This is a genomic window from Gordonia sp. SID5947 (genome assembly GCF_009862785.1).
Classification (GTDB): Bacteria; Actinomycetota; Actinomycetes; order Mycobacteriales; family Mycobacteriaceae; genus Gordonia.
This window is the reverse complement of record NZ_WWHU01000001.1, coordinates 3599754-3619574: the sequence shown is the minus strand read 5'-3', so window position 1 is coordinate 3619574 and position 19821 is coordinate 3599754. Positions and strand designations below refer to the sequence as shown.

Below are 19821 nucleotides of genomic sequence, written 5' to 3'. Positions count from 1 at the left end.
GACCCTCCCGCGCACCACAACGATCTCGCCGGATCGCAGGACCAAAACCGCACGTCAGAGGCACTCAAAGGTGCCACACTTGGTGGGTATGACCACCATGCCGCACCCTGTGGACCACACGGCGCTCGATCGGCAGATCGACGAGCTCGGCCGCGGGACACGCACGTGGGCATCCATGACCCTCCACGAACGCGCTGCCCTGCTCCTGCGCACCCGCGACACCGTGCGCGACACCGCCGCCGAGTGGGCCGAGACGGCAATCAAGATCAAACAGACCCCGCCGTCCGTGCACGGCGAGGAGTGGTTGGCCGGGCCCTACATCACCATGGCGACGCTGACGGCCACCGCGCAGACCCTGACCACTATGGCTGCCGGCGGCAATCCGCTTGACGGCATTCCGGTCGGTCAGGCGCCGGGCGGTCGCATCACTCTCGAGGTACTGCCTCATGGCACACAGGAAGCATTGCTGCTCAACGGTTTCTCTGGGGAGATCTGGATGCCGCCGGGTGTTGGGATCGACGAGGTGCGCGCGGCCGCTGGGCTGGCCGAGCGACGCCCCACCGAGAGCGGCGGCGTCGGACTGGTCCTGGGCGCCGGAAATGTCACGCTCATCGGCCCCCTCGACGGGCTCTATGAACTCGTCGCGCACAACCGGGTCAGCGTCCTGAAGCTGAATCCGACGTTTGCCGGGATGCTGCCCGTGTACGAGAAGGCGTTCACGCCGTTGATCCAACGCGACCTGCTGCGAATCATCAACGGCGAAGGCGATGTCGGCGAGTACCTCACCGGTCATCCGGAGATCGTCCACGTCCACATCACCGGCAGCGCCGCCACCCACGACGCCATCGTCTGGGGTCGGGGCCCGGAGGGCGAGCGGCGGCGCGCGGCGCGCACCCCGCTGATGACGAAACCCATCACCAGCGAATTGGGCGGCGTCTCCCCCATCATCGTCGTCCCCGGCAAGTGGTCCGCCGCCGATCTCGTCTACCAGGCGCAGAACGTCGCCACCCAGAAACTCCAGAACAGTGGCCACAACTGCATAGCCGGTCAAGCCATGATCATGAGTTCGTCCTGGCCGCAACGTGCACAGTTCCTCGACGCGATCCGCAAGGTCTTCGACAGTCTCCCCCGCGGAGCACGTGGTACCCGGGCAGCGAACGCGCCATGGCCCGGGCCCAGCACACCTATCCCCATGCCGAGCGTCATGGTGGCCGGATGCTGGTCGAGGTCAGTGAATCGACGTCGGACGAGCTGTATCACTCCGAATATTTCTCGCCGGTGTTGGGCCACACCACCATTCCCGGCGTGGGAATCGACTTCCTACGCAACGCGGTGCGCTTCGCCAACGACCGGCTGGCGGGAACCCTGGGCGCAGGCATCATCGTCGCACCTCGCGACCGCAAGGCGATGGGACCGGCCTTCACCGCGGCGATCGCCGATCTGCGCTACGGCACCATCGGGATCAACTGTTGGTCGGCCACGGGTTATCTCGCTCCGGCGATGCCGTGGGGCGCGTACCCGGGTAACACGATCGACGACGTGGGCAGCGGTATCGGCATCGTCCACAACAGCCGACTGATAGCCGATCCCGAGCGGGTGGTGGTGTACGGACCTTTCCGCCCCTTCCCGCGTTCGTGGCTGGGCGGTGAGGCGTCGGTGGCGCCCCCGATGCCCTGGCTCGTCACCTCCAAGGCCAACACCGCGGCGTCCAAGGCCCTCACCCATTACGCCGGCCACCCGGGCTGGGGGCGGCTGCCGGGCGTACTCAAGGCGATTCTGATGCCCTGAGGCGTTCGATCGATCGACACGCAAACTCCCCGCGTGGCGCGCCACGACGCTACTCTCACCACAACAATTGGTTGGGTTTGGGGCGAGGAGCTGGAACGCGATGTCGACACGCGTCGAGGCCGCGGAACCGACCGTGTCGGTGACGATGTCCGGAACCGTGCGCGTCGAGGTCGCCGGCCGGCCCGCCGAGGTCAAGTCCCGACGCGAGCGTGCCGTACTAGCACGCCTCGTCGCAGCGGACGGACACGTCGTGTCGACGGACCGCCTCATCGACGACCTCTGGAACGGCGAGCCACCACCCAAGGCGCTCGGCGGCCTCCAGGTGCACATTTCCAATCTCCGGCGCATCCTCGAACCGAACCGACCACCCCGCTCCCCCGCACGCATCCTGGTGAGCGAGCCGCCCGGCTATGCGTTGCGGATGCCGCGGGAATCGGTGGACCTCTGGCATTTCGCCGACCTCGTACACGCCGACGACGATGACCCGGCCGCTCGGTACGAGCGGCTCGACGCCGCGATCGCGCTCTGGCACGGCGAACCGTTCGGATCGCATGCCGGAGAGGACTGGGCGCGGACTTCGGTGGCGCGGTTCGACGAGCTGTATCTGACCGCCCGGGAACAACACGCCGGCGCAGCCCTGGAACTCGGTCGGCCCGCGGAGGTGGCGGCGCGGCTGCCGGAGCTGTGCGAACGCCATTCAACTCGCGAAGAACTGTTCCGACTCCTCGCGCTTGCCCAGTACCGTCTCGGGCGTCAGGCCGACGCGTTGCAGACCCTACGGTCGGTCCGCGACTATCTGGCCGACGAACTCGGCGTCGATCCGTCGCCGGCCATTCGTGGACTCGAAGCCGCGATCCTGCAACAGGATCCTGCCCTGCAGCTCGCTCCCCCACCGGATGATCCACGAACCGTCCCCGTTCCGGCAGTCCCGCCCCGCACGAAACCCGTCCGAACAGGCCACGAATTCGCGGGCCGCGAGGCCGAATTGGAGAAGCTCGCGACACATGCCAAGTCCGCGCTGCGCACTGGGCTGAGAGTCGTCTGGATCACGGCGGAGGCCGGAGGCGGCAAGTCCACGCTGGCACATCTACTCGTCGGCAGACTTCGTGATCATGGCTGGGCGACGGCGATCGGCCACTGCCCGGAGGTCGACGGTGCCCCGACCGCGTGGGCGTGGCGTGACGTGGTCGACGCGCTCGGCGCCGACAACGAGATCGAGGATCCGTTCCTCATCGCCCGGCAGGTTCGGGCCGCATGTGAGGCAGCACCCACGGCAGGCGGTGGCGTGGTGGTGGTGCTCGACGACGTGCATCGCGCCGACAGTGCGACCCTGCAGGTGTTGCGGCAGGTGGTGACCTGGTTGGCAGAGCAGCCGGTGCTGGTTGTCGCGACATACCGTCCGTCGGAGGCGGAGACGGAACTGCTCGCCACGGCCGCGTCACTGACATCGGTCACCGCCGATCATCTGACTCTCGCCGGCCTGTCCGAGGACGGGATTCGGGAACTGGCGGCCTCGGTGGGATTGGATCCGGTCGACGAGACGACCCTCGAGATGCTGCGCAGGCGAACCGACGGCAATCCCCTGTTCGCACGCGAATTGGCAAGGCTGGTCGCGTCCCGAGGCCCGCGGGATGCGAGCACCGCGGTGCCGAGCGGTGTCCGCGAGGTACTGCTGCATCGTGTCGAACGTTTGCCGCCCGAAGCGGTGTCGGTGATGCGGCTTGTCGCCATCTGTGGCCGCGACGCCGACATCGACACCGTCGTCGCATTGCACCCCGACGACGCGGGTGGTGAAGACGCCGTGCTGGACGCGATCGACACCGCAGTGGTGGCAGATCTGCTGAGCGCGTCGGTCGACCGGGTGCGCTTCAACCATGTCCTCACCCGCGACGCCGTATATGACAGCATTCCTGCGCTGCGCCGACGCAGGTTGCATTGGCGTGCCTTCATCTACCTGCGCGATCGTGCCGAGGTGCCGCTCGACGAACTCGCCCACCACGCTGCGCTCGGCGCCGGGCCGGGGACCGCTGTGGAAGCGCTCCTGGTCGTCGAAACTGCAGCACGACAACGATTTTCGCTGGAAGCCGATACTGCGCAGTTGTGGCGGTCGGCGGTGGACCTACACCTGATGGCCGGCCACGACAGGCCGAGTGCCGCCCGCGATGACCGCACGGCCCTCGTCCGCGCCCTCTGCGATCTGGTGACCGCGCTGGCACACCGTGGCGAGGTGAGCGAGGCCCGGGCTCGTCGCGAAGAGGCGTTGCTGCTGGCACGTTCGGTGGGTGACGACGATCTCGTGTTGTCGGCGTTGACCTCCTGGCGGACGCCGACGATCTGGACCACCCGGCCCAATCGGCTCCTCGACGACGTGATGAGTACCGCCGTGCGCGAAGCGTTGCCCGGCACCTCCGGTGCCGACCGGGTACGGCTCCTGGTGACCGCGGTGTTCGAATTCGAAGGGAACGAGCAGCAGTTCGCGGTCGAGTCTGCCCGTGAAGCGGTGGAGATCGCCCGCGACCTCGACGACATCGACCTCATGTGCGCCGCCCTCAACGCCCGGGTCTACACCTCGATGGGCCCGGACCAGCGCGTTGAACATCCCGCGATCGCCGCCGACTTCGTCTCCGCGGCAAAAGAATCCGGCAACCTCGACTATCAAGCGGTCGCACACTTCTTCCGATCGCTCGTCCGGTCCGGCGAGACCGACCTGCCCGGCGCGACGGCCGAGATGCAGTTGGCGATGCAGTCCGCGACGAGCAGCAAGGTCGGGGAACTGGTGGTGGTGCTGGCAACCTTCCGGGCCGTGCTCGACGTTCTGCGCGGCGACCTCGACCAGGCCGATCAGACCTACCAGGCGATCGGGATGCAATTGGCGGCCGCCGGTCTGCCGGCCGCCAACGAATTCACGTTGATCTCCCATCTCTGCGTCGGCTGGCACCGCGGATCGATCGGACACCTCGTCGATGGTGCGCGGCTGCTCTACGAGTCGGCACCGGAATCGATCGCGTGGGTCTATGTGGTGGCCTTGCTCGACGCGGGGCGCGACGACGAAGCGCGCGAGATCGCCGAGCAGGACATCCCGGTGGTCCGCGACTACTACTGGTCGGCGCTCGCCGCGTTCCATGCACGCGCCCTGGCCCGCCTCGGTATGGCGGAGAAAGCTGCTCGGTTGTACGAGGAGCTGAATGGCTGGTCGGGAGCGATAGCCGGACTCGATTCGGGCAGCGTGGTTTTCGGTCCCATCGACGTGGTTCTGGCCGAGCTGGCCGAGACCATGGGCGACCGCCAGGCAGCCGTACGGCACCGGCGGCTGGCAGCGGAGGTGGAGGAGAAGGTTCGGCGGGGTCTCGCGCAGCTGGGGTAGGGCGACCGCAGGCGATCCGACGGCGGGCAGGCCCGCGCTATCGTGGACGACACGACCGCAACCGAGATGAGATGACTCCGATGGCCGATGCCGACATCAACTTCTACTTCGACCCGGTGTGCCCTTTTGCCTGGATGACCAGTAAGTGGATCCGCAAGGTGCGTGCGCAACGCGACTACACCGTCGACTGGCGGTTCATCTCGTTACGGCAGCTCAACGAACACGTCGACTACGACGCGCACTTCCCGCCGGAGTACGAAGCGGGCCACACCGCGGGACTGCGTCTGCTGCGGGCCGCCGCCAGCATTCGACGCGAGCACGGACGCGAGGCGATGGATTCCCTCTATGCGGAGTTCGGCACACGCATCTTCGACACCCACACCGGCACGTACACCGTGGGCGACCGCGATCAGCGCGGCACCGCGGATTTCCTCGGACCCGTGCTCGCCGATCTCGGCCTCCCGAACCATCACGTTGGCGCGCTGGATGATTCGTCATTCGATGCCGAGATCCAAGCGGAGACCGATGAGGCGCTGAGTCTGACCGGTCGGGACGTCGGCACGCCCATCATCGCGTTCGAACCACCAGATGGCGTCGCGTTCTTCGGGCCGGTGATCAGCCGGTTGCCGAGCGACGAAGACGCAGTTGTGCTGTGGGATCACGTGATCGGCCTCGCTCGCTTCCCCGGATTCGCCGAACTGAAACGCAGCCTGCGCGAGAAGCCGCAGCTGACCGCATTCGGTGTGACCGACGCCGAGGTGGGTGTGCAGGAGGACTGGCACGGCGGCAGCCGACGGACGAAGAAGTGAAGCTCGATCAATGGTCAGTCGGCAGTACCGGTACAGCTCGCCGATGCGCCTGCACCGGATGACGTGTTCTCCGATATCACCGAATCGCCCTGCAGGATGCGGCACTTGATGGTGCCGGAGCCCTCCATGCCGTTACTCGCGAGCAGAGTGACGACTTTACCGAGGCCCGTGATCTGCACTTCCTTCGTCCAAGGAACCGGTACGTCGGTGTCCTGGGCCTGGTCCATGTTTCCCGTGCTGTAGGTCGCCGACGCAGTGGGTCCGTCGCCTGTGATCTCGTAGGTGACCGTGACAGTGCGCTCGGATTCTTTGTCGACTGAATCGATCGCGCCACCGACAATTGCCACGCAACCTCCGACCACGACGAGAAACACCACGACCAGCGCGAGCAGAACCCACGGCCATTTCTTGCGCTTCTTTGGCGGTGGTGGATATCCGGGCGGCGGATACTGGCCCGGATATGGCTGGCCCTGTGAATATGGCTGGCCCTGTGAATATGGTTGGCCCTGAGGGTATTGCTGGCCAGGGTATCCCTGCTGATGAGGCTGCTGATACGGCTGTCCCGGTTGCCCTTCATTCGGCCTTTCGCCGGGGTTATTCGGGTCCGACACGATTCTTCCCTTCATCGAAATGTGTCATGGTGGCCCACGCTTTGAAGGTCAGCGAGCTCACCGTAACAATGTTGAATGCGTCTTTTGGCCGAAATACCAGATCTCGAAACTTGTTCACCTTGCATCGATTCGGCATCTCCAAGCGTCTGCGTACCCGGCGGAACCGCGTCAACGTGGAGCGAATAGCGCTCTACCTGGCCAGATCGTGGTGTCGTTGGACTGAACAGATTCCACACGACATACGAAATTCTTGTCGGTGTCCCGTCATAGACTGTTCGCAGCAGGATCGAAGAGGATGAGAGCAGTACTCCAGAGTTGACGATGATGAGTGATTCTGCGGTCGTGTCCGCAACTGTGGAGGGTCCATCGTGTTCTCATCGTCGGCGTCGTGGCGGGATCTGCCTGCACGGTTTGTCGGCGGTATCGATCCCACCTACCCCGTCGAGGAACCGCTCAACGACCTGTTGATGGGGTTGGTCGAGGTCGATCACGGTCGTTCCTACCTGGCCTATTGCGAGTATGCGTCGGTTGCGGTGATGTTCGATCGGTTGGTCGCCGCGCGCGAGGATTCCGATGGTTTCGTCGTCGACGGCTTCGCTGACTGCGCGTCGCGGATCAGTAAGCTCCGCAACATCTCCCGCCACGGCGCCGAGGTGTTGTTGAACGAATCGATAGCGTTGCGCGACCGGCTGCCGGAGGTGTTCGACTGCTTGGGTGACGGACTGATCGCTCCGTGGCAGGCGAAACTGATCGTCTCACGTACCGATCTTCTCGACGACCGCTCCGTCACACCACTCATCGACGCCTCGATCGCCGATCTGCTGCGCCGCCGCCGCGGCACGTGGTCGAAGCGGCGCCTGCGTGACATGGTGGATCGGATCATCTTCCGCCACGACCCGAACAGTGTGCGCGAACGCCGCAAGGAAGCTCTCGACGCGCGCGGTGTGTGGACCGAATCTCGCGGCGACGGGGTCGCCGAGATCACCGCAGTGATGGCCGCCGAGAATGTTCGCATCGCTGCCGCCGCGGTCGCGGCCCTGGCCGATGCGGCGTGTGCACACGACGGCCGGACCAAGCCCCAGCGCATGTCCGATGCCATGTTCGCGTTGCTCTCGGGCACGGCGTTCGAGTGCCAATGCGGCCGTGATGATTGCCAGGCTCAGATTCCGGAATCCGGCACCCTGCCGCCCGTGGACGCCACGATCGTGCTGCACGTGGTGTGTGACGAGTCAACCCTCGCCGGCACCGCCGCCAACCCCGGCTTCATGGACGGTCATGGTGTCATCTCCGACGAGCACGTCCGCGACATCGCCACCCGCGGCGACACCGCCATCTCATTTCTGGTAGCACCCGGTACCGCCCCGGATGCCGAGGACAGTTTTACCCTGCCCGCCCACCAGCCGTCTGACCCGTACCGTCCGTCGACGGCGCTGGCCACCCATACGCGTCTGCGCGACGGTTACTGTGTCGAACCGGGCTGTGACACCTCGGCATTCGCCGCAGACCTCGACCATGTCAGCGAATACGACCACACCGACCCCACGGCCGGCGGAAAGACGACATCGATCAACCTGAATGCGAAGTGCCGGTCCGGACACCTGCTCAAAACCTTCGGCGACTGGCTCGACGACCAGTACCGTGACGACGACAGCCGCCTGGTCACCGAATTCATCACACCCGAGGGTTTGGTGATCGCCGGCGAGGCCGAAACCAACGAAGACCTCTTCCCCGGCCTGCGCCGCATCAGGTTCCACACCCCGCCGGCCACAGCCCCACCCCCACCATCACCACCCGGCGACCGCCCGGTCCGCGCAGGCACCCGGACGGCGGACAAACACGCGCGTAGACGGGCCGAACGTTCCCGAAATCGCAGACGCAACAACGCCGGACCCGCCCCGGACTACTGACGGAGTGGCGCCGCTACCGGCCTCTGATCACCTCAGGGTGGTCAGCGGGTGCTTGCGGAAGAAGTCCCAGATGATCGCGGTGGCGCTGATCGAGGAGGTGATCCGGCCGGTGATCGGTGTCGCGGCAAGCGTGGGATCACCTCCCGGCCAGTTGTGGCCGCCGCCGAGAATTGTGTAGAGCTCCACCGAACTGCCCGGCGCGCATGCATACGACGTCCGGGAAACGTCAGGAGTGACCTTCCGGGTGGCCGGGCGGGGAGCGCAGCCATTTCGTCGCGCCCACGCGGCCGTCTGCGCGGGGATGCTCTGCGTATTCGGCACCAGTCGCACACGGGCACCGTCCCCAGCCTGCTGACCGATGGTCCTCGGCGTTCCGTCGGTAGCCGGCAGAAGCCGACCGCGGGGCCCGACACCGCCTGAATAGGAGAGGATCTCGTCACCCGTTCCGTGGAATGCCACCACCGGAACGTGCCTGGCCGGACGGCACCACGAGAAGTTCTGGAGTCCCGAGACCGGTGCCACCGCCGCAACGCGGTCGGCGAGTTGGCAGGCGACCGACGAGACGGTGAAGCCACCCATCGACAGCCCGGTCATGTACACGCGACGCTTGTCCACGCACAGAGTTCGCTCGACATGGGTCAGCAGCGCAGAAAGGAACCGGATGTCGACACCACCATTGCCGTAGTCCCATTGTGGCGGCAGCGCATGCGTTTCGGGAGTGATCACGGCAAAGCCGTGGCGGGCACCGTAGGCCGCCATCCCACTCCATGCACTTTGCAAGGCACCGGGCTGAAGGTAACCGTGAACGTCGAACACCACCGGCACCGGGACGCCGGACGCGACCCGCGGAACCTCCCGCAGGTAATCACCGGACCGCCCACTGGCGGTGAAGGCGTGCAGAGATGACCCGGACGGAGGCGGCGACGTACGGCACCCGATCGATGGCACCGGCGCCGTGGCGTCGCCGGACCTGCCGGCCGGTGTCGCGGAGGCGGCGGAACAGGTGGTCACCGCCGCCACCACGGCCGCGATGAGTACGCCTGCCACTCTCACCCGCGCATATCTGAACAACTTCGTCCCCCCTATGATCATCGTGGGCGCCTCGCTGATTCGGCGAGGCCTCCGCTGAACAACTGCCCGGCCAACCCGAGAAGACGGTCGGCCATCGCTTCTGGGTCGAGGGGATCGTCTCCCTCATCCAGCCACCGAGTGAAGAGATCGAAGCATCCGCCGACGACGAACGTGACCGCGTCGTCTCCCGCGAACCCGCGGACCGCCTGCCCACCAACCTGGTTGTGCAGCGATGAGACCGCGCCGAGAACCGCTTGTTTCGCCGGATACGCGCACGGGCCGGTCCCCACCGCACGGTAGTAGGCGCGGTAATGCGCCAGGTGGCGTGCGGCCAGGAGCGTCATCTCGCCCCACGCTTCGTCGTCGCACTCGGTCAGCGCGGGAAACAGTTCACGCTCGATCAGGTCGATTCCCGCCGCCACGATCACCGAATCCCGATCGCGGAAATGCGAATACACGGCCTGCCGGCTGAGGTCGGCATCTTCGGCCAGCTCGGTGAGGGAGATCGCCGTCGTTCCACGTTCGGACACCAACCTCACCGCGGCGGCGAACAACGCGGCGCGCGATCGACGAACACGGCGATCGGCTCCTGCATCGATCGGGACCTGCCTCGGCATGGGAGTGACAGTAGAGGTGACTCACATGATGTGCAATGGTCAATTAATTGACAGTTGTCATATCAGCCACCGTTGCGCCGACCGTTTTGCACCTCGTGCCGCGACCGCAGCACGGTCTTCTGGATCTTGCCGGTCGACGTCTTGGGGAGCTCCGCGAACACGACCTCTTTCGGAACCTTGAACCGCGCCAACCGGTCCCGGACGAACTCGATGAGTTCGTCGGGGTCCAGGTCGGCACCGGTTCGAACGGTCACATAGGCGATCGGCACCTCGCCCCACCGCTCGTCGGCGCGGCCCACCACGGCCGACTCGACCACGTCAGGGTGGCTGTCGAGAACGCGCTCCACCTCGACGGAGGCGATGTTCTCCCCACCGGAGATGATCACATCCTTGCTGCGGTCACGTATTTCGGCGTATCCGTCCGGGTGCATGACCGCGATGTCGCCGGTACGCAGCCAGGCCTTCACCGTCGCCGCGGCGGTGGCCTCGGGGTCCCGGTAGTAACCCAACATCACGTTGTTGCCGCGCGCCACGAGTTCGCCCTCGGTGCTCCCGTCCGCAGGAACGTCGTCGCCGTCTGGTGTCACCACCCGAACCACACCGGCCGAGATGTTGCCGATACCTTGGCGCGCCTTGAGGTTTGCGCGTCCGTCCGGAGTCTCGAGGTCCCATTCGGGCTGCCACTGGTTGACCGCGATCGGACCGAAGGTCTCGGTGAGTCCGTAGAGGTGTGTCACCTCGATGCCGAGGTCTGCCATCCGGGTCAACAGCGCCGGCGAGGGCGGTGCGCCACCGGTGGTCGCCTCCACGATCCGTTCGAGCCGGGCGGCGGACGGGTTTTCGGCGATCATCGTCAACACCGTGGGCGCGGCACTGAAGTGGGTGATGCCGTCGTGGTGGAGGTGCCGCCAGATCTGGGCGGTGTCGATACCCCGCAGACACACATGTGTGGCGCCCGCAGCGGAGACCGCCCACGGGAAACACCAACCGTCACAATGGAACATCGGCAACGTCCACAGATAATTGGACGCCGGCCCGATACCGGTGTGATATGCCATCGCCAACGACTGCAGATACGCGCCCCGGTGGTGGTACATCACGCCCTTGGGACGCCCGGTGGTGCCAGATGTGTAGTTGATCGCGAGGAGGCCACGCTCATCGACGTCACGCCACACAGCTTCCCCGGCACCGTCGAGAAGCGTTTCGTACTCGTCGTCGGCATCTCCGGACACGAGCACACGGATACCGGCCGCGGCACCGACCGCCCGCGCACTCTCGGCGAACTCGACGGTCGCAACGAGCAGGCAGGCTCCGCTGTGCTCGACGATGTAGATCAGCTCCGCCTCCGACAGCCGGATGTTCAACGGCACCAACACCGCGCCGATCCCGGGTACCGCGTTGTGCAACTCCAGCATCTCGTGACTGTTGCTGCAGAGCGCGGCCACTCGATCGCCCGGCTGCACACCCAGCGCATCCAATACCGCCGTCAGCCGCCCCGCTCGCCGATGGAACTCGGCATAGCTGAACGTCCGGTCGCCGTCGATGATCGCCGTGCGGTCGGCGAACACCGAGGCAGCACGGCTGAGAAACGAGACCGGACTCAGCGTGTCGAACGTGAAGTCCGCGGGGGCCGGCGGTGCTGAGCGCTGCTCGTCTGACATCCCGGATCTCCTCGTCGCTGATGGTCGATGACTTCTTCGAGTGTGACCGATGAGCCACCTGGGCGGCACACCTAGTCTGGGTGGCATGCATTTCGTCATCTACGGTGCCGGCGCGGTCGGCGGTGTGATCGCCTCACATCTGGTTCGTTCCGGGAGTTCGACGACGGTGGTGGCGCGCGGCGCCCACCTGCAGGCGATCCGGGACCGAGGCCTCGTCCTCGACACCGCAGAAGGCAGCGAGAGCCAGATGGTCACGGCCGCCGCGAACGCCGCGGAGGTCGAGTGGACCGACAATTCTGTCGTGTTGCTCTGTGTGAAGTCGCAACAGACGGCGGCCGCTCTCGACGATCTCCAAGCCCACGCACCGCGGACCACACCGATGGTGTCCGCGCAAAACGGCGTCGCGAACGAGTCGGCGCTCCTGCGACGCTTCCCCGAGGTCTATTCGATCTGCGTCATGTTGCCGGCCACGCACCTCGAGCCGGGCGTGGTGGTTCAGGGTTCGGCCGCCACCGCGGGCATCCTCGACGTGGGTCGGTTCCCGACTGGGACAGACGGCGTCGCGGAGAACATCTCCCGACATCTCCGGGCTGCCTCGTTCGAGTCGCGGCCACGCGGCGACATCATGGCGTGGAAGTACCGCAAGCTGCTCCTGAACCTCGGGAACGGGGTCGACGCCACGTACCGTCGCGATGGTGATGCGCACGGCGAGTTGATGCGGCGCGCCCGCCGCGAAGGTGAAGCAGTGCTCGCGGCCGCCGGCATCGACGTGGTCAGCGAGGCCGACGACCGGGCACGCCGCGGCAACCACATCGTGCGGCGCGACACCGGCGAGGACAGCCTCGTCAGCTCCACCTGGCAGAGTGTGGCGCGCGGCGCCCACGACGTCGAGATCGATTATCTCTCAGGCGAAATCGTTCTCCTCGGCCGATTGCACGGCGTCGCCACTCCGGTCAACGAACTAGTGCAGTCCGAGACCACACGCCTCGTCACCGAAGGACTCGAGCCCAGCAGCCTCGATCCGCAGGCGGCGTTGGACCGGCTCGTCGGGTCCTGAGGCTTCCCTCGAGCCCTACTCGTCGAACGTCCCCGGCCGCACCACCGCATCGTCACCGAGAGGCCTGCGGATCGACCATCGCTCGGTCAGCGTGCTGGCCGACATCTTCCACTCCCCGTCTTCGACGACGTACTCGTCGTCGTACTCACCCGTCATGATCGTCTCCGTGCGGTCGAGCAGATTCACCTGGCGGAACTTCAGCGTCCACCGTCCGGTCGCGGTGGAATCGGAGGTCAGCGCGATGTCGGGATGCATGCCGTGGTGCATGTCGAAGATGACGTACTCACCGTCGACCTTGTGCAGTGCGACCTGCGCGAAGATCTCCGCCATCGGTTCCGCATCCTCGTAGGCGCCGAGCGGACCGTAGTCGATACGTGCTCCCGCTCGAATGAAGCACTCGCGGAACGCTTTCGGATCTTTGCCGTCGCACGCGCGCCAGTAGCGATGTTTGAGCGCTTTGATCGCCTCGATCCGATCGAGCTGGTCGAGGCGGCGGGTCAGGTCGTCGTCGTCGGGCGTCATCGTCTCACCATAGGTCGGGCCGAGTTGCCGAACCTGTCGGAATCATGGCCTAACGTCGAACGAAGGTAGCCGACAGATCGGATACATCATGGCAACGCACACCGTACGGCGGGAAGTCCTCGGACCCTGGTCGCTGGAGATCAGCCGCGAGTTCTGGGAGGGCTTCGCCCCGGCTGCGCTGAGTGGGCAGACCAGGGACGGCACGTTGACCACGGTGTTCCGAGTCGATGCGGACTGGTCGTCGGCGCGGTCGTCAGTGGTGCAGCGCGACCAGGTGGCCGAACTGTCGGTGACCGGCGACGGCGATCTCGACGCCGCGGCCGACCAGGTCGCTCGCTTCCTCGCCCTCGACATCGATGCCCGGAGCTGGCCGGACATCGGTGAACGCGACCCCGTCATCGGTCGAGCTCAGCAGCAGCTTCCCGGGCTCCGACCGTGCGGCTTTCATTCGGCATACGAGGCCGCGGCATGGTCGGTGCTCTCACAGCGGGTACGGGTTGTCGAGGCCGCCCGGATGCGCACCAACATCATCGACCGCTACGGCGACGATGGCGCGTTCCCGGCGCCCGACCGCCTGACGGGTCTCGACATCGACCTGCCGGGTCGCAAGACCGAATATCTCGCAGCCGTCGCCGAAGCGGCCCTCGACGGGCGGCTCGATACCGCCGCACTGCGCGCGATGGCCCCGGACGACGCGATGCAATCGGTTCAAGAGATCAAGGGGATCGGGCCGTTCGCAGCCGGACTCATCGTGCTCCGCGGTGCGAATGCGCCCGACGCGCTCCCACCGAATGAACGTCGACTCGAGTCGGAGGTCGCCACACAGTACGGCGACGATCGGTCCCTGCCCGACGTCGCCGAGTTGTGGCGTCCGTTCCGGACGTGGGCGGCGGTATATCTGCGGGCGTTGCGGGAGCGGCGAGGAGACTAGCTTCCTGCATTTGCGGTGGTGAGCTTCATGCTGTCACGTTGAGCGTCAGCGTTCGAAGGCGTCGTACCAACAGACTGCGCTCCCATTCGGGTTCGTCGTCGGCGAGGTCGAAGGTGGCAGTGGCGTCGAGGAGATGTTCGAGTGCAATGCGACTCTCGAGCCGAGCCAAGGCTGCCCCGATGCAGAGGTGGATCCCCTTCCCGAAGGCCATATGAGAGCGGCGATCGGTCGAGCCGAGATCGATGGCATTCGGGGCGTCGTAGCGTGCATCATCGCGATTCGCCGCTGCCCACGACAGGTAGAGGCGTGAACCTGCGGGCAGGGTCACCCCACCCAGGGTGGTGTCGGCGACGACGTGCCGATAGTGGCCACGGAAGGGCGACTCGAGTCGCAGCGCTTCTTCGATGAACCTCGGGAGAAGGGCGATGTCGGCGCGCACCTGCTGTTGGATGTCGGGGTGTCTTCCGAGAAGCCAGGCAGCGCTCCCGATCAGACTCACAGTGGATTCGGCGCCCGCGGCGACGAGTTGGAAGAGGATGATCACGGCCGTGTCCTGATCGAGGTCGCCGCCGTGGACCGTGCGGGCGAGGTCGCCCATCACGTTCTGACCGGGACGCTCCAAGGATGCGGCGAACGCATCCGACAGATAGGCGCTGAGTTCGCCGACGGCTTGCGTTGCCGCTTCGATCTGCCCGGTGGTGACCAACCCGTCGAGGAGAACGGTGCTGGCGAACGACCACCGCACGAGGTCGTCGATGTCGTAGGCCGGGAACCCCAGCAGTTCGGCGACCACACACATCGGTAAACGCTGCGCGACGGCGCCAACCCAATCGATGCGTCCGCGATGGAGGCCGGCAGTCCACAGCGAGTTCAGCGTCTCCGCAATGAACGTCTCAAGGCGGCTGACCCTTCGAGCGACCAGAGAGGGCATCACCAGCGCTCGGTGCGTCCTGTGGGTGGGGTCATCGGCGGTTGCCAGCGCATGTAGCGACGACCCGAGTTCGGCGATCGGAAATGCGGTGATGGTGCCGTCAGGGTGCCACACCATCGTCGCGGTGAGGTTCGACGAGAACTCGTCGTGTCGACTGACGACCTCTGAGATCAGCTCCCATGATGTGACGAGAAAGAACGACGAGTCACCGAGTCGGTGGACAGGTTCATCGTCTCGAAGCTGCGAGAAGTAGCCGTACGGCTCATCGAGATCATGCATACGTCAACGTTGTGGGCCGGAGGCGTCTGCTGACAACCGTCGAACAGAAGTCGATACACCCCGGATTCGTCGGCCGAGGTGCCCGTCTCATCGCATCGTTGTGACCTGCACCGATTTGCCGCCATAGATACTGCAGATGTCTCACACTGAGATTGTGAGTTCTGACTGGCTGATCGACGGGAACCGTCCCGACGTCGCCCGCGCACGTCTGATCGCCTGCGCCACGGATCTGATCGCGAGACGCGGCGTGACGAAGTTCGACATCAACGGTCTCGCTCGCCACGCACATTGCTCGCGAGCGACTGTGTACCGACATGCCGGCGGTCGCGCAGCCATCATCGAGGGTGTTCTGGCCGCCACATCGGCTCCCATCATCACCGCCGTCCGCACTGCCACCACCGGCCTGGGCGGTTCAGACCGGGCAAGGGTCGCGATCTCGGTGGCGCTACGGGAACTCCGAGAGGATCGGGTGTTCCGGCAGTTCCTTCGCTCGAGCCACTTGATCACGTTGGCACCCACTGCCGTCGCCTCGAATACCGTTGCCGCCCTTGCGGCCGAACTCATCGGGATAGACCCGTCCGAGACAACCTCGACCGAGTTCGCGATCAGATCGTTTCTGACACTGCTTCTCTGGCCGGCCGAACCAACCGAGGAAGACAGGCTCATCGGATCGATGATCGCCGGTATCAACCACCGCTGAGATCGCGATCGTCGACCGCCACGGCACTCGATCCGTCACCCTGTCCCCCAATCGGTGGACCTCACGTTCCACCGCCCGATCAGCCGGTCGGCGGAGTCCGACGGCGCCCTAAGCAGGGCAAAGTCATTGGTGTCGCCGGAACAACCACCCGGCCCTCACCCAAGGAGACACGATCATGAACACCAAGACCCGCCGCATCGCCGCCGGAATCGCCGCTGTCGCAGCCACCGCAGGGATCGGATTCGCCGTCGCCGGCACCGCCAACGCGGGCACGCTGCCCGTGACCCGTCCCGGCGAGCCGACCATCGCGATGACCATCACCAACCACACCGACAAGCCCGAGTACCTGATCGGAGCCACCGCGGGGCAGAACGGTCAGTGGGTAAACGCCCCGCAGCGAGTGCTGTACCCGGGTGCCACCGAGACGGTCACCGCCGTGTCGCCGTTCGGCAATTATCTGACGGCCAACGCCCAGTACAAGATCGGCGTCTTCGGCCCGACCGCCAACTACGAGATCGAGAACATGAAGGGCAACACCAACACTGCGATGAGCGGCATCTGGGGACCGCATGCCCAGAACTACTGGATGAACCACAACATCAGCAGCCGTTACCCGATGGTGAACGTCGGCTTCGATCAGTGGTGAGGGATGGGGCGGGCGGGGCTCACCGCGCCCCGCCCGTCAGATCATCTGACGATGAGAGAACTGGCATGATCGGTGATGCCGCGAACCTCGCGGAAGTCGATGCCCAGCAACTGCGCCGCGGCCCGGTAGTCACCGGATCGATGGCCGGTCGACAACGACCAGTGGTGTGCGACACCGGTTCCCGACCACTCGTCGACCCATTCACCCGGGTCGCGACCGAAGTCGACCCGGCTCGTCGTGTTTCCGATGGCCAGTAGCGGTCCCGGCACCACGTTTCCTTCAGAGGCGATCAGCGACAGCGAGCCGTCGGCGTCCTGCCCGAGACCGAGCACTGTGATCGGTCCGTGTTGGACGTCGAATTCGACGCTGACGCCCCACCCCCGCTTGCCGTGATAGACCCGAGTCCGCGCAACGTGGGCTCACGCGAGGCCACGCCGAGGTGCGCGGGCCCGTCGTGTCCCATCTCGACGACGTCGTCCTCGAAGTTCAGCGCCTGGATCTCGCAGAACGAGCCGCCCGCGCCCACCACCTGGGTGACCAACTGCGCCACCGACGTTCGCAGCTCGAACTCGCCGGTGGTGGGGATACCGCGTGCGGTCAACAGTGAGGCGCCCAGGATCATCCCGGCGCCGAGTCGCTCATGCTGTTCGCCGTCGAGACCTCGGTGGTAGTAGGCGAGACTGTCGAGCCCGAAATCGTCGACCAGCCGATCGAGTCCGACGGATACCTTGGCGCCCCAGAAGAAGTCGTCCTCGTCGACGGTCGAGTCGACCGCGAAGATCTCGCGTGCCTGCGCCATGCGTTCGGCGACCTCGGCGTCGGTGACCGCTGCGACGCGCACCCGCAGATCGTCGAACTCGAGCACCTCGACATGCGACCCGAACGTGGCCGGTAGGAGGGTCATGTCGGTCGACACGTCGAGCATGCCGGGGTAGACGTGTCCCATCAGACCGTGCCGCGCGTACCGCAGAGCGGCACGCACCTGAGCGGCGTTGATCCATTGCTCGATACGCCGCCAGGCGCTCGGCTGATTCAACCAGCCGGACACAGAGCGGAACGGCACACCGGCCCGCCGGAACACATTGCCGAGCTCCGGCACCGAGCACTGGCCGCAGTATGCGAGCCACGCACCGGTGTCGAATGTGGCGTGGTCCATCTTCTCGGTTGGCTGCAGGTCGATCACCAGGATCGGCGCGTTCGACCGTTTCGCTATCGGCATCACCATGGACGCGGTCAGGTAGGTGGTCAGGAAGAGGACGATGATGTCGCAGTCAGCACGTCGGAGAACCTCGGCTGCCTTGTCGCCGTCCCGGGCGTCGGAGATGAAGCCGACATCGACGACGTCGGCGTCGAACTCCCGGAAGCGTTCGGCGACGAACTGCGCAGACTGTTCCAACTGGGGCAGCAGATCGGGGAACTGCGGCCAGTAGGTGCCAAGCCCGCCCGCGACCAGGCCCACGCGCGCCTTCCGCCGGGCCTGTGCCGGGGGCAATGCGTTTCGAAAACTCTCCATGACCTCCGACATTCGCGGCACTCTCCTTCGATCGATCGGCATAACCGGCGGAATTTAATCGATTAAATCACCTGGTGTGCCGGGTCACAACCTCTACCGAGAGACGCCCGCGTCAGTTCGGCGTCGACTCCCTGACGACCAGCTCGGGCGAGAGGCGTCGGGCCACATGCGCGTGTTCGGTGCCGTCGGTTTCGGCGGCGAGCTCGGCGAGCAGCAGCGATACCGCCAGCTCTCCCAGTTCGTACTTCGGCTGTTTCACGGAGGTGAGGGGGACGAGCGACTCTCGCGCAAGCGGGAGGTCGCCGTAGCCGATCACCGCCACATCGTCGGGCACCGAGAGCCCGGCAGCGCGCAATCCGCGCACCACACCTACGGCCAGCTGATCGTTGGTGCAGAAGACGGCGCGCGGCCGATCCGCGCCGAGAACATCCGCGATGGCCTGTTGCCCGTTGTCGATGGTCATCTCGGCGACGTGCCGCATGATGACCGATCCCGCCGCGACCTTCTGGGCGGCCAGCGCCTGTCGGACACCCTCGTCGCGCTCGGCGCACTGAGGGATGCCGAGGTCCCCGTTCACCACCGCGAGCCGGCCTCCGAGTCGCAGCAGATACTCGGTCGCGAGACGACCGCCCAGCACGTCGTCGATGGCGACCGAGCACCCCTCCGAGATCGACGCACGCCGGTCGACGAGTACCAGGTGGCTGCCCACCAGCCGCAGACGTTCGAGCCTTTGGTGGTCAGCGCTCAAGGTCACCACTATCGCCCCGGCGGCCCGAAGCTCGGCCAGGGCCGCGAAATGGTCTCGCTCTCGTTCCGGATCGTCGGCGCTGACGCAGAGGGACACGGCGTACCCGGCACGCGAGGCCGCCGCGCATACCGCATCGGTGATCTCCGCATAGAACGGATTCACTATGTCGGGCACGACCAGTCCGATCAGGCGATTCGAACCGGTGCGCAACGCGCCGGCGGCACGATTGGGTACGAACTCGAGCTCCTCGATCGCGGCCATCACCCGGGCGCGGGTCGCGGGCGCAACGATCTCCGGCCGGTTGAGGGTGTTGGAAACGGTGGCAGTGGAGACCCCCGCCAATCGGGCGACCGCGGCGACGCCCAGATCTGGTCGGGCGCGGCGAGATTCCCTGCTCCGTCCCACCACTCACCTCTTTCGACAACGACCCGCCCGCGCGCCCATTATGCCTTCGGTGGTCGATCGTCGGGCCCCTACCGTGCGCGAACTATCGCCGGCACATCCCAGCCCGCACCGGTGCCGTCGACATGCTGCACATCGCGATGGCCGAGCCGGTAGATGTTGTTCTCGGCGCCCCACGTCCGCCTCGCCTCATCAGCGCGCACAGGCATCTACGTCTGTCGATTCGGTGCACCGAACGAGCCAGTGAACTCCGGATCTGAATGC

At 65.9% G+C, this 19821-nt stretch carries 19 protein-coding genes and 1 pseudogene; 9 read left to right on the top strand and 11 right to left on the bottom strand.

Annotated elements, in window-relative coordinates; all coding sequences use genetic code 11:
• Positions 1-64: 64 nt before the first annotated feature.
• Positions 65-793: a hypothetical protein gene (locus GTV32_RS23570; RefSeq protein WP_237422001.1), complete on the bottom strand. Its 729-nt coding sequence runs from the start codon at positions 791-793 to the stop codon at positions 65-67.
• On the opposite strand from GTV32_RS23570, the pseudogene GTV32_RS23565 reads away from it, so the two are divergent.
• The 4 genes and pseudogenes from GTV32_RS23565 to GTV32_RS16495 form a co-directional block, all read left to right on the top strand.
• A pseudogene (locus GTV32_RS23565) lies at positions 692-1075 on the top strand (aldehyde dehydrogenase family protein); the annotation flags it as partial. The gene GTV32_RS23570 and the pseudogene GTV32_RS23565 overlap by 102 nt on opposite strands.
• Before the next feature lie 89 nt (positions 1076-1164).
• A complete protein-coding gene (locus tag GTV32_RS23560) occupies positions 1165-1788 on the top strand; it encodes a hypothetical protein (RefSeq protein ID WP_237422000.1) in 624 nt (207 codons plus the stop codon).
• A gap of 100 nt (positions 1789-1888) precedes the next feature.
• A complete protein-coding gene (locus GTV32_RS16500; protein WP_161061233.1) occupies positions 1889-5152 on the top strand; it encodes a BTAD domain-containing putative transcriptional regulator in 3264 nt (1087 codons plus the stop codon).
• A gap of 80 nt (positions 5153-5232) precedes the next feature.
• Complete coding sequence (locus GTV32_RS16495) at positions 5233-5961, top strand: hypothetical protein (protein ID WP_202421823.1); 729 nt, start codon at positions 5233-5235, stop codon at positions 5959-5961.
• A 14-nt stretch (positions 5962-5975) separates the two neighbouring features.
• Here the strand turns inward: GTV32_RS16495 and GTV32_RS16490 are convergent, their stop codons facing one another.
• On the bottom strand, positions 5976-6587 hold the full coding sequence (locus GTV32_RS16490; protein ID WP_161061231.1) for an MmpS family transport accessory protein: 612 nt from the start codon (positions 6585-6587) through the stop codon (positions 5976-5978).
• Between the two features lie 353 nt (positions 6588-6940).
• Here GTV32_RS16490 and GTV32_RS16485 point away from each other — a divergent pair, with 353 nt between their 5' ends.
• The gene (locus GTV32_RS16485; protein ID WP_343287361.1) at positions 6941-8479 is read left to right on the top strand and encodes a DUF222 domain-containing protein; all 1539 of its coding nucleotides are present in this window, start codon (positions 6941-6943) and stop codon (positions 8477-8479) included.
• Positions 8480-8506: 27 nt separating this feature from the next.
• On the opposite strand, the gene GTV32_RS16480 is transcribed toward GTV32_RS16485, so the two are convergent.
• The 3 genes from GTV32_RS16480 to GTV32_RS16470 all read right to left on the bottom strand — a co-directional run bounded on the left by GTV32_RS16480 (position 8507) and on the right by GTV32_RS16470 (position 11828).
• A complete protein-coding gene (locus GTV32_RS16480; protein WP_161061230.1) occupies positions 8507-9526 on the bottom strand; it encodes a PHB depolymerase family esterase in 1020 nt (339 codons plus the stop codon).
• A 41-nt stretch (positions 9527-9567) separates the two neighbouring features.
• A complete protein-coding gene (locus GTV32_RS16475; protein ID WP_161061229.1) occupies positions 9568-10167 on the bottom strand; it encodes a TetR/AcrR family transcriptional regulator in 600 nt (199 codons plus the stop codon).
• Between the two features lie 62 nt (positions 10168-10229).
• The gene (locus GTV32_RS16470) at positions 10230-11828 is read right to left on the bottom strand and encodes an AMP-binding protein (RefSeq protein ID WP_161061228.1); all 1599 of its coding nucleotides are present in this window, start codon (positions 11826-11828) and stop codon (positions 10230-10232) included.
• A gap of 85 nt (positions 11829-11913) precedes the next feature.
• Here GTV32_RS16470 and GTV32_RS16465 point away from each other — a divergent pair, with 85 nt between their 5' ends.
• Complete coding sequence (locus GTV32_RS16465) at positions 11914-12885, top strand: 2-dehydropantoate 2-reductase (protein ID WP_161062578.1); 972 nt, start codon at positions 11914-11916, stop codon at positions 12883-12885.
• A gap of 15 nt (positions 12886-12900) precedes the next feature.
• On the opposite strand, the gene GTV32_RS16460 is transcribed toward GTV32_RS16465, so the two are convergent.
• Entirely contained in the window at positions 12901-13407 is a 507-nt protein-coding gene (locus GTV32_RS16460; RefSeq protein WP_161061227.1) for a nuclear transport factor 2 family protein, read from the bottom strand.
• A gap of 88 nt (positions 13408-13495) precedes the next feature.
• On the opposite strand from GTV32_RS16460, the gene GTV32_RS16455 reads away from it, so the two are divergent.
• A complete protein-coding gene (locus GTV32_RS16455; RefSeq protein ID WP_161061226.1) occupies positions 13496-14338 on the top strand; it encodes a DNA-3-methyladenine glycosylase 2 family protein in 843 nt (280 codons plus the stop codon).
• A 25-nt stretch (positions 14339-14363) separates the two neighbouring features.
• On the opposite strand, the gene GTV32_RS16450 is transcribed toward GTV32_RS16455, so the two are convergent.
• Positions 14364-15548 carry a cytochrome P450 gene (locus GTV32_RS16450; RefSeq protein ID WP_161061225.1) on the bottom strand — a complete coding sequence of 395 codons (1185 nt, stop codon included), beginning with the start codon at positions 15546-15548 and terminating at the stop codon, positions 14364-14366.
• A 154-nt stretch (positions 15549-15702) separates the two neighbouring features.
• On the opposite strand from GTV32_RS16450, the gene GTV32_RS16445 reads away from it, so the two are divergent.
• The gene (locus GTV32_RS16445) at positions 15703-16248 is read left to right on the top strand and encodes a TetR family transcriptional regulator (RefSeq protein ID WP_343287360.1); all 546 of its coding nucleotides are present in this window, start codon (positions 15703-15705) and stop codon (positions 16246-16248) included.
• Positions 16249-16423: 175 nt separating this feature from the next.
• The gene (locus GTV32_RS16440) at positions 16424-16894 is read left to right on the top strand and encodes a WS/DGAT domain-containing protein (protein WP_161061223.1); all 471 of its coding nucleotides are present in this window, start codon (positions 16424-16426) and stop codon (positions 16892-16894) included.
• 41 nt (positions 16895-16935) lie between these two features.
• Here GTV32_RS16440 and GTV32_RS23555 read toward each other — a convergent pair whose 3' ends face one another.
• The 4 genes from GTV32_RS23555 to GTV32_RS16425 form a co-directional block, all read right to left on the bottom strand.
• The gene (locus GTV32_RS23555) at positions 16936-17163 is read right to left on the bottom strand and encodes a hypothetical protein (RefSeq protein ID WP_237421568.1); all 228 of its coding nucleotides are present in this window, start codon (positions 17161-17163) and stop codon (positions 16936-16938) included.
• Positions 17164-17183: 20 nt separating this feature from the next.
• Positions 17184-18407 (bottom strand): L-fucose/L-arabinose isomerase family protein, encoded by a 1224-nt coding sequence (locus GTV32_RS16435; protein WP_237421567.1) that lies wholly within the window; start codon positions 18405-18407, stop codon positions 17184-17186.
• Between the two features lie 112 nt (positions 18408-18519).
• Entirely contained in the window at positions 18520-19560 is a 1041-nt protein-coding gene (locus tag GTV32_RS16430; protein WP_202421822.1) for a LacI family DNA-binding transcriptional regulator, read from the bottom strand.
• Between the two features lie 68 nt (positions 19561-19628).
• Entirely contained in the window at positions 19629-19766 is a 138-nt protein-coding gene (locus GTV32_RS16425) for a hypothetical protein (RefSeq protein WP_237421566.1), read from the bottom strand.
• Between the last annotated feature and the right edge of the window lie 55 nt (positions 19767-19821).

What these genes read in the sequence shown, in the direction of transcription:
- GTV32_RS23570 (WP_237422001.1), bottom strand. Translation starts at nt 793, where the DNA reads ATGACCGGTGAGGTACTCGCCGACATCGCCTTCGCCGTTGATGATTCG.
- GTV32_RS23560 (WP_237422000.1), top strand. Translation starts at nt 1,165, where the DNA reads ATGGCCCGGGCCCAGCACACCTATCCCCATGCCGAGCGTCATGGTGGC.
- GTV32_RS16500 (WP_161061233.1), top strand. Translation starts at nt 1,889, where the DNA reads ATGTCGACACGCGTCGAGGCCGCGGAACCGACCGTGTCGGTGACGATG.
- GTV32_RS16495 (WP_202421823.1), top strand. Translation starts at nt 5,233, where the DNA reads ATGGCCGATGCCGACATCAACTTCTACTTCGACCCGGTGTGCCCTTTT.
- GTV32_RS16490 (WP_161061231.1), bottom strand. Translation starts at nt 6,587, where the DNA reads ATGAAGGGAAGAATCGTGTCGGACCCGAATAACCCCGGCGAAAGGCCG.
- GTV32_RS16475 (WP_161061229.1), bottom strand. Translation starts at nt 10,167, where the DNA reads ATGCCGAGGCAGGTCCCGATCGATGCAGGAGCCGATCGCCGTGTTCGT.
- GTV32_RS16470 (WP_161061228.1), bottom strand. Translation starts at nt 11,828, where the DNA reads ATGTCAGACGAGCAGCGCTCAGCACCGCCGGCCCCCGCGGACTTCACG.
- GTV32_RS16465 (WP_161062578.1), top strand. Translation starts at nt 11,914, where the DNA reads ATGCATTTCGTCATCTACGGTGCCGGCGCGGTCGGCGGTGTGATCGCC.
- GTV32_RS16460 (WP_161061227.1), bottom strand. Translation starts at nt 13,407, where the DNA reads ATGACGCCCGACGACGACGACCTGACCCGCCGCCTCGACCAGCTCGAT.
- GTV32_RS16455 (WP_161061226.1), top strand. Translation starts at nt 13,496, where the DNA reads ATGGCAACGCACACCGTACGGCGGGAAGTCCTCGGACCCTGGTCGCTG.
- GTV32_RS16450 (WP_161061225.1), bottom strand. Translation starts at nt 15,548, where the DNA reads ATGCATGATCTCGATGAGCCGTACGGCTACTTCTCGCAGCTTCGAGAC.
- GTV32_RS16440 (WP_161061223.1), top strand. Translation starts at nt 16,424, where the DNA reads ATGAACACCAAGACCCGCCGCATCGCCGCCGGAATCGCCGCTGTCGCA.
- GTV32_RS16435 (WP_237421567.1), bottom strand. Translation starts at nt 18,407, where the DNA reads ATGGAGAGTTTTCGAAACGCATTGCCCCCGGCACAGGCCCGGCGGAAG.
- GTV32_RS16425 (WP_237421566.1), bottom strand. Translation starts at nt 19,766, where the DNA reads ATGCCTGTGCGCGCTGATGAGGCGAGGCGGACGTGGGGCGCCGAGAAC.